Here is a 6,455-nt window from a genome sequence, read left to right as displayed (position 1 = left end):
GGCGCGGCGCTCGGCATAGCTGTCCACCATCAACTGTTTTTCATGGCCGCGTGACAGTTGCCAGAAGCCCAGGCCCACCATCAGTGGCAGCAACACGAGCACCACCAACGTCGGCGCTATACCGGGGTAGCTGGCGATGCGTGAAGGGCCGTGGTCGCCACAGCCCTTGGTGTTCGGTGAGGAACGCATCCAGCGCCTGGAAACGCGCTTCAACGTCCCTGGCAGGCATCGACTCGCAGCCAGCGTTCCAGCAGTTTGAAACCGCACACCAGCACGTAGGCCATCAGCAGGTAGAACAGCCCGGCGGCGAAGAAGATCTCCACCGGCAGGTACGTGCGCGCAATGATGGTGCGCGCCATACCGGTCAGTTCCAGCAGCGTCACCGTACTGGCCAGGGCGCTGGCCTTGAGCATCAGGATCACTTCGTTGCTGTAGGCCGGCAGGCCGATGCGCGAGGCGCGCGGCAGGATGATGTAGAACAGCGTCTTCGGCTTGGACATGCCCAAGGCCCGCGCTGCTTCGATTTCACCCGGCGGGATGGCCTGGATCGCACCGCGCAGGATCTCGGCGATATAGGCGGCGGTGTGCAGGGTCATGGTGGCGGTGGCGCACCAGAACGGATCGCGCAGGTACGGCCACATGAAGCTGTTACGCACCGCATCGAACTGCGCCAGGCCGTAGTACACCAGGAACAACTGCACCAGCAACGGCGTGCCGCGAAAGAAGAAAATGTAGCAATAGGGCAGGGTGCGCACGTACCAGCGGCGCGAAGAGCGGGCGATGCCCAGCGGGATCGCCAGCAGCAGGCCGGCAATCACCGCGATAGCCACCAACTCTAGGGTAAGGGTCGCGCCCTGGGCCAGTTTTGGCAGCCATTTGATGATCACGGCCCAGTTCAGGCCCAGGTCGAAATGGGACAGCCAGCTATAGTCGCCGCTCATTGGGTGCTCCTTGCAAAGCCACGACTGGCGCGTTTTTCCAGGAAGTGCATGCCGGTCATGGCCAGCACGGTGAGGCCCAGGTACATGAACGCCGCCACCATGAAGAAGGTGAACGGCTGCTTGGTCACGGTCACGCCGATCTGCGCATGGCGCATGATTTCTTCGAGACCGATCACCGATACCAGCGCGGTGTCTTTCATCAGGATCATGAACAGGTTGCCCAGGCCCGGCAGGGCGATGCGCCACATCTGCGGCATGATCAAGCGGGTGAAGATGCGAAACTTCGACAGGCCCAATGCCACACCGGCTTCGCGGTGGCCCTTGGGAATGGCGAGGATCGCGCCACGGAACACTTCCGTGGCGTAAGCGCCAAAGCACAGGCCCAGGGCGATGACCCCGGCGGCAAAGGCGCTGAGAGACAGGTCGGGGTTACCGAAAAACTCCCCGAGGGCACGCATCAGGTTGACCGTACCGAAATAAATCAGCAGCACCCACAACAGTTCGGGAATGCCGCGAACGAGGGTCGAGTAAGCACCGCCCAGCCATTGCAACGGCTTGTACGGGGAAGTCTTGGCCAAAGCGCCGGCCAGGCCGAGTACCAGCCCCAGGCACAGGGCCGTGAGCGCCAGCTTGACGGTCATCAGCGCGCCGGCGGCGAGCGCCGGGCCGAATCCGTAGAGATCGAAATTCATGGTGTTTTCATATCGCGGCAGGCAAAGCTGAAAGCCGACGCGCCCCTGGGAGCGCGTCGGGCATACCGTTCAGATCATTCGATGCTGAAAGGGAAGTACTTGTCGTTGATCTTCTTGTAGGTGCCGTCGGCCTTGATTTCTGCCAGGGCCTTGTTCAAACGCTCGCGCAGTGGGTCGCCTTTGCGCACGGCGATACCGATCTTGTCGCTCTCGACCACCGGGTCGCCCTTGAACTCGTAGGCGGAACCGTCTTTGCTCTTGAGCCATTCGTACTGCACGTACTTGTCGGCGAGGATGCCGTCCAGGCGACCGGATGTCAGGTCGAGGTAGGCGTTTTCCTGGGTGTCGTAGAGCTTGGCGGTGGTGTCAGGCAGCTTGTCTTCCAGGTAGGTACCGGCCAACGTTGCGCGTTGTGCGCCGATAATCTTGCCCTTCAGGTAATCCGCGTCGGGCTTGAAGTCTGCTGTGGCTTTCGGCGCGATGAATTGCAGCTTGTTGGAGTAGTACGGGTCGGTGAAGTCGACGGCTTGCTTGCGTTCGTCGGTGATCGACAGCGAGGACACCAGGAAGTCGAACTTCTTGGCGTTCAGCGCCGGGATGATGCCGTCCCAGTCCGACACATACACTTCGCACTTCTCGACTTTCATCTTGGCGCAGAGGGCGTCGCCGATGTCTTTGTCGAAGCCGACGACGTTGCCGCTGGCATCTTTATTGTTGAACGGCGGGTAGGCCGCTTCGATCCCCATTTTCAGGGTTTCTGCCATGGCCGTGGCGCTGAACGCCATCGAAACGGCAGCGGCCAGAAGGAATTTTTTATAGTTCTGCATGCATGTTGCTCCGTTAGCGGTTGCTGGACATGAATTGTTTGCAGCGCGCCGAAAGCGGGTTGTCAAACACCTGCTGTGGCGATCCTTGCTCTTCGACCAGGCCCTGGTGCAAGAACACCACTTCACTGGACACCTGGCGGGCGAAGCCCATTTCATGGGTGACCAGCAGCATAGTGCGGCCTTCTTCGGCCAGTGCGCGGATCACATTAAGTACTTCCTGAACCATTTCCGGGTCAAGGGCCGAGGTGGGTTCGTCGAACAGGATGACTTTGGGCTGCATCGCCAGGGTGCGCGCGATAGCCGCCCGTTGCTGCTGGCCGCCGGACAATTGCGCGGGGTAGGCGTGGCGCTTGTCGCTGATGCCGACCTTGGCCAGCAGGGCTTCGGCCACTTCGATGGCTTCGGCCTTGCTCTGGCCGAGTACACGGCGTGGGGCCTCGATGATGTTGTCGAGGATGCTCATGTGCGGCCACAGGTTAAAGTTTTGAAACACAAACCCGATTTCGCTGCGCAGGCGGTTGATCTGCTTGCCGTCGGCGGCCATCAGCTCGCCGTTCTTCGCCGCCTTGAGCTTGAGCTCTTCGCCGGCCACCAGGATCTGCCCCTGGTGCGGGTTTTCCAGCAGGTTGATGCAACGCAGGAATGTGGACTTGCCGGAGCCGGAGGAACCCAGGATCGAGATCACATCGCCATCGCGAGCGGTCAGCGAGATACCTTTGAGTACCTCCAACTCACCATAGCGTTTATGCAAGTTGCGGATTTCAAGCGCGGGCGCGGCCAGAGCCATTTGCGGTCCTCATTGTGTTCGTTGCGTTCCTGCTGTTGGGTTGCCTTCCTGGCGAGGCGCCAAGCTAGCATAGCGTCTGGATGGCAGCCAACAGCGCGGCGGATGGTCAACAGGTGGTCTGCGGCAGGGTGTCGCATCGGCACAGCAGCGTGTCGCGCCAGCAACAACCGAACAGCCGTTTGAACCTGAAAATCCCGCAGGCTTCGCGTGAAAAAGGGCGCGATGGTGCCAGCTTTGGGCGGGTGTTGGAAGGGTTAACCGGGCAAACGGCACTCCTTGGCCCTCTTATGGGGCGTTACGTACTTTTTGTGTGTATTTATGGTGCGTTCGCTGGGGTGAAAGTGGGTCGCTCGGTAACGCTATAGCGGAATGCCATGATTCTCAATGACTTGCGAGGTCTGTTGAATCGTCCTACAGCCCGCGTCAATTGCGGATCTGTAATATTTTGGCGCAAATATTGCGTAAAAAATAAAGAACGCCCCGTTTGTTTCTTTTCACGAGGAAGGCACACACCGGGCGGATCGTTTTCGCAATTCCTCGTAAAGGTGTGTCAATGAGTAGTACGCAAAGCTCCAATGACCTCGAACAGGGGCTCAAACCGCGTCACGTCACCATGCTCTCGATTGCCGGCGTCATTGGTGCCGGTTTGTTTGTCGGCTCCGGCCACGCGATTGCTGCCGCCGGCCCTGCGGTACTGCTGGCCTATGCCGCTGCCGGCGCGCTGGTGGTATTGGTGATGCGCATGTTGGCCGAGATGGCCGTGGCGTCACCGGACACCGGTTCGTTCTCTACCTACGCTGATCGGGCGATCGGGCACTGGGCCGGTTTCACCATCGGCTGGCTGTACTGGTGGTTCTGGGTGCTGGTGATTCCATTGGAAGCCAACGCCGCCGCGACCATTCTTAATGCCTGGTTCCCCAACGTGGCCATCTGGGCGTTTACCCTGATCATCACCTTGCTGCTGACGGCGACCAACCTGTTCAGCGTGAAGCACTACGGTGAGTTCGAGTTCTGGTTTGCGCTGATCAAAGTCGTGGCGATCGTCGGCTTTGTGATCCTCGGCCTGCTGGCGATCTTCGGCTTCCTGCCGAACAGCCAGGTCAGCGGTGTCTCTCACCTTTTCGACACCCAGGGCTTCATGCCGAACGGCATGGGCGCGGTCCTGGCGGCGATCCTGACCACCATGTTCTCGTTCATGGGCACCGAGATTGTCACCATCGCTGCCGCTGAGTCGAAGGACCCGGGCCAGCAAATCACCAAGGCCACCAACTCGGTGATCTGGCGGATTGGTTTGTTCTACCTGCTGTCGATCTTCATCGTGGTGTCCCTGGTGCCTTGGAACGATCCGACCCTGGCTGCCGTAGGTTCCTACCAGACCGTGCTGGAAGGCATGGGCATCCCGAATGCCAAGCTGATCGTCGATCTGGTGGTCTTGGTTGCCGTGACCAGCTGCCTCAACTCGGCGCTGTACACCGCCTCGCGCATGCTGTTCTCCCTGGGCCGTCGTGGTGATGCACCCGCCGTGGCCAAGCGCACCAACAAAAGCGGCACGCCTTACTGGGCGGTGATGCTGTCCACGGGCGCAGCGTTCCTGGCGGTCTTCGCCAACTACGTGGCGCCGGCGGCAGTGTTTGAATTCCTGCTGGCCAGTTCCGGTGCCATCGCGTTGCTGGTGTACCTGGTGATCGCGGTGTCGCAACTGCGCATGCGTCAGAAACGTATTGCGGCGGGCGAGACGCTTGTCTTCAAGATGTGGCTGTTCCCAGGCCTGACCTACGCGGTGATGGTGTTCATCGTTGGTACGCTGACCATCATGCTGTTCCAGGAAGCCCATCGGGTCGAGATCATCGCGACCGGGGTCCTGAGCTTGCTGGTGGTGGCGGCGGGGCTGTTCGTTTCGAGCCGTCGCAAGGCACAGAGAGTCGGCGCTGCGGTGCTGAATTGATGTGATGGAGTGCGGTGCTTGATGGCGCCGCAGTTCAAATGTGGGAGGGGGCTTGCCCCCGATGGTGGTGTATCAGTCAATTAGATGTTGGCTGACACACCGTTATCGGGGGCAAGCCCCCTCCCACATTTTTTTTGCGTCAGTCTTGGGAAGGCACCAGCGCCTGGGATGCGGCGACGTAGTCCGCCTGGAACTGCGGCGACTCGATCCAAGCCAGCGCTGCCGCCTCATCCTCTGTGTCGGTGGCCCACTGCCGATATTCGATCAGTGCCGCCAGGATAAAGTCGGTGGCGTCTTCTTCGCCTTCCTGCTCCAGCACCAGTGCCAACAGTGGGTGCGCCAGGAACACCGCGCACAGCGCTTGCTGGCTGATTTCGCCGGCCGTGCGCATCTCAACAAACAGTTCGGTCAAATCCACCGACTCAAGATCGATGCGGCTGTCATCGCCGGCAAATGCATCCGGCTTGGTTGCGACGGCGCGTTGGGTGCGGTTTTGCTTGGCCTTGGCCTTTGCCCGGTGGGCGCGTTTTTGCTGCTTGTCTGGCGAGGCCATGGGCTCACGTCCTTGGTTCAGGATCTGGATCGGGTATTGAAGCGCAGGTTGGGGAAAATCCCAAGGGGTTCTAAGCGCGCGTCGCCATGCGTTGGCCCGGTGTGCCGGGTGTCAGCTCGCCATGTTTTAGCCACGCCAGTGCAATCGGCCACAAGCGATCCTCATACTCACTGCGAAAGAATGCGAAATGCCCGACCTGCGTTTCTCCAATATCACCAGGAGCGATGCGCAGGTGAGTGCGTTCGCTGCGGTCGAAGTAGTTCAGCAACCGCTCGATGGCCGGCACGGTGCCGAAGGGATCGTCGGTGATGCTGATCGCCAGCACCTGCGCCGTTACCCGAGCAAAGGCCAGTTCGCCCAAGGCGCGCGCGCTGGGGCGTGTTTCATAGCTGGGCGTCGGCGTACTCCAGTCCCGCACCACGCCAGCCGGGGTATCCTCCAGCCAGCCCAGGCGCTTGCCCGGGAAGTAGCCAAACAGCGCCGTTACCAGTGGCATCAGCACATGCCACTTGCCAACCATCCGCCAACGCCCGCTGGCCGCGTAATCGCGCCAATAGGCGAATTGTGCGCCCACCGTCACCAGGCGCCGAATCACCGCGCCCGACGCCGACCAACCCATCGCACCAAACATGCCCGCCGGCTCCATCACCGATGACACCGAGCAAGCGATCCTCGTCGGCGAGTTGCTGGTAGAAGGCCAGGGCACGATA

The 6,455-nt window shown here is 60.7% G+C and carries 8 protein-coding genes; 1 reads left to right on the top strand and 7 read right to left on the bottom strand.

Translation table 11 applies throughout. The features are described 5' to 3' along the window. The 5 genes from L9Z73_RS23195 to L9Z73_RS23175 form a co-directional block, all read right to left on the bottom strand. On the bottom strand, window positions 1–189 hold a 189-nt coding region (locus L9Z73_RS23195; RefSeq protein WP_345894182.1), incomplete at its 3' end, for an SURF1 family cytochrome oxidase biogenesis protein. Window positions 190–209: 20 nt separating this feature from the next. After that, a complete protein-coding gene (locus L9Z73_RS23190; protein ID WP_247405988.1) occupies window positions 210–899 on the bottom strand; it encodes an ABC transporter permease in 690 nt (229 codons plus the stop codon). Window positions 900–937: 38 nt separating this feature from the next. Next, on the bottom strand, window positions 938–1,633 hold the full coding sequence (locus L9Z73_RS23185; protein WP_104904104.1) for an ABC transporter permease: 696 nt from the start codon (window positions 1,631–1,633) through the stop codon (window positions 938–940). 74 nt (window positions 1,634–1,707) lie between these two features. Beyond that, window positions 1,708–2,460 (bottom strand): ABC transporter substrate-binding protein, encoded by a 753-nt coding sequence (locus L9Z73_RS23180; protein ID WP_247405986.1) that lies wholly within the window; start codon window positions 2,458–2,460, stop codon window positions 1,708–1,710. A 13-nt stretch (window positions 2,461–2,473) separates the two neighbouring features. Continuing rightward, window positions 2,474–3,247 carry an ABC transporter ATP-binding protein gene (locus L9Z73_RS23175; protein ID WP_247405983.1) on the bottom strand — a complete coding sequence of 258 codons (774 nt, stop codon included), beginning with the start codon at window positions 3,245–3,247 and terminating at the stop codon, window positions 2,474–2,476. A gap of 553 nt (window positions 3,248–3,800) precedes the next feature. Between L9Z73_RS23175 and gabP the strand changes: the two genes are divergently transcribed. Further along, on the top strand, window positions 3,801–5,192 hold the full coding sequence (gene gabP, locus L9Z73_RS23170; protein WP_247405981.1) for a GABA permease: 1,392 nt from the start codon (window positions 3,801–3,803) through the stop codon (window positions 5,190–5,192). 139 nt (window positions 5,193–5,331) lie between these two features. Here the strand turns inward: gabP and L9Z73_RS23165 are convergent, their stop codons facing one another. Together L9Z73_RS23165 and L9Z73_RS23160 are read right to left on the bottom strand one after the other, a co-directional pair. Further along, window positions 5,332–5,745 (bottom strand): hypothetical protein, encoded by a 414-nt coding sequence (locus L9Z73_RS23165; protein WP_247405977.1) that lies wholly within the window; start codon window positions 5,743–5,745, stop codon window positions 5,332–5,334. A gap of 70 nt (window positions 5,746–5,815) precedes the next feature. After that, window positions 5,816–6,455, bottom strand: a 640-nt coding sequence (locus L9Z73_RS23160) for an alpha/beta hydrolase family protein (protein ID WP_430624309.1), incomplete at its 5' end; no start/stop codon positions are given.

Source organism: Pseudomonas emilianonis (assembly GCF_023072625.1).
GTDB lineage: Bacteria > Pseudomonadota > Gammaproteobacteria > Pseudomonadales > Pseudomonadaceae > Aquipseudomonas > Aquipseudomonas paraveronii.
The sequence above is the reverse complement of the archived record's forward strand: the minus strand, read 5'-3'. Positions and strand labels throughout refer to the sequence as shown.

What these genes read in the sequence shown, in the direction of transcription:
- L9Z73_RS23185 (WP_104904104.1), bottom strand. Translation starts at nt 1,633, where the DNA reads ATGAATTTCGATCTCTACGGATTCGGCCCGGCGCTCGCCGCCGGCGCG.
- L9Z73_RS23180 (WP_247405986.1), bottom strand. Translation starts at nt 2,460, where the DNA reads ATGCAGAACTATAAAAAATTCCTTCTGGCCGCTGCCGTTTCGATGGCG.
- L9Z73_RS23175 (WP_247405983.1), bottom strand. Translation starts at nt 3,247, where the DNA reads ATGGCTCTGGCCGCGCCCGCGCTTGAAATCCGCAACTTGCATAAACGC.
- gabP (WP_247405981.1), top strand. Translation starts at nt 3,801, where the DNA reads ATGAGTAGTACGCAAAGCTCCAATGACCTCGAACAGGGGCTCAAACCG.
- L9Z73_RS23165 (WP_247405977.1), bottom strand. Translation starts at nt 5,745, where the DNA reads ATGGCCTCGCCAGACAAGCAGCAAAAACGCGCCCACCGGGCAAAGGCC.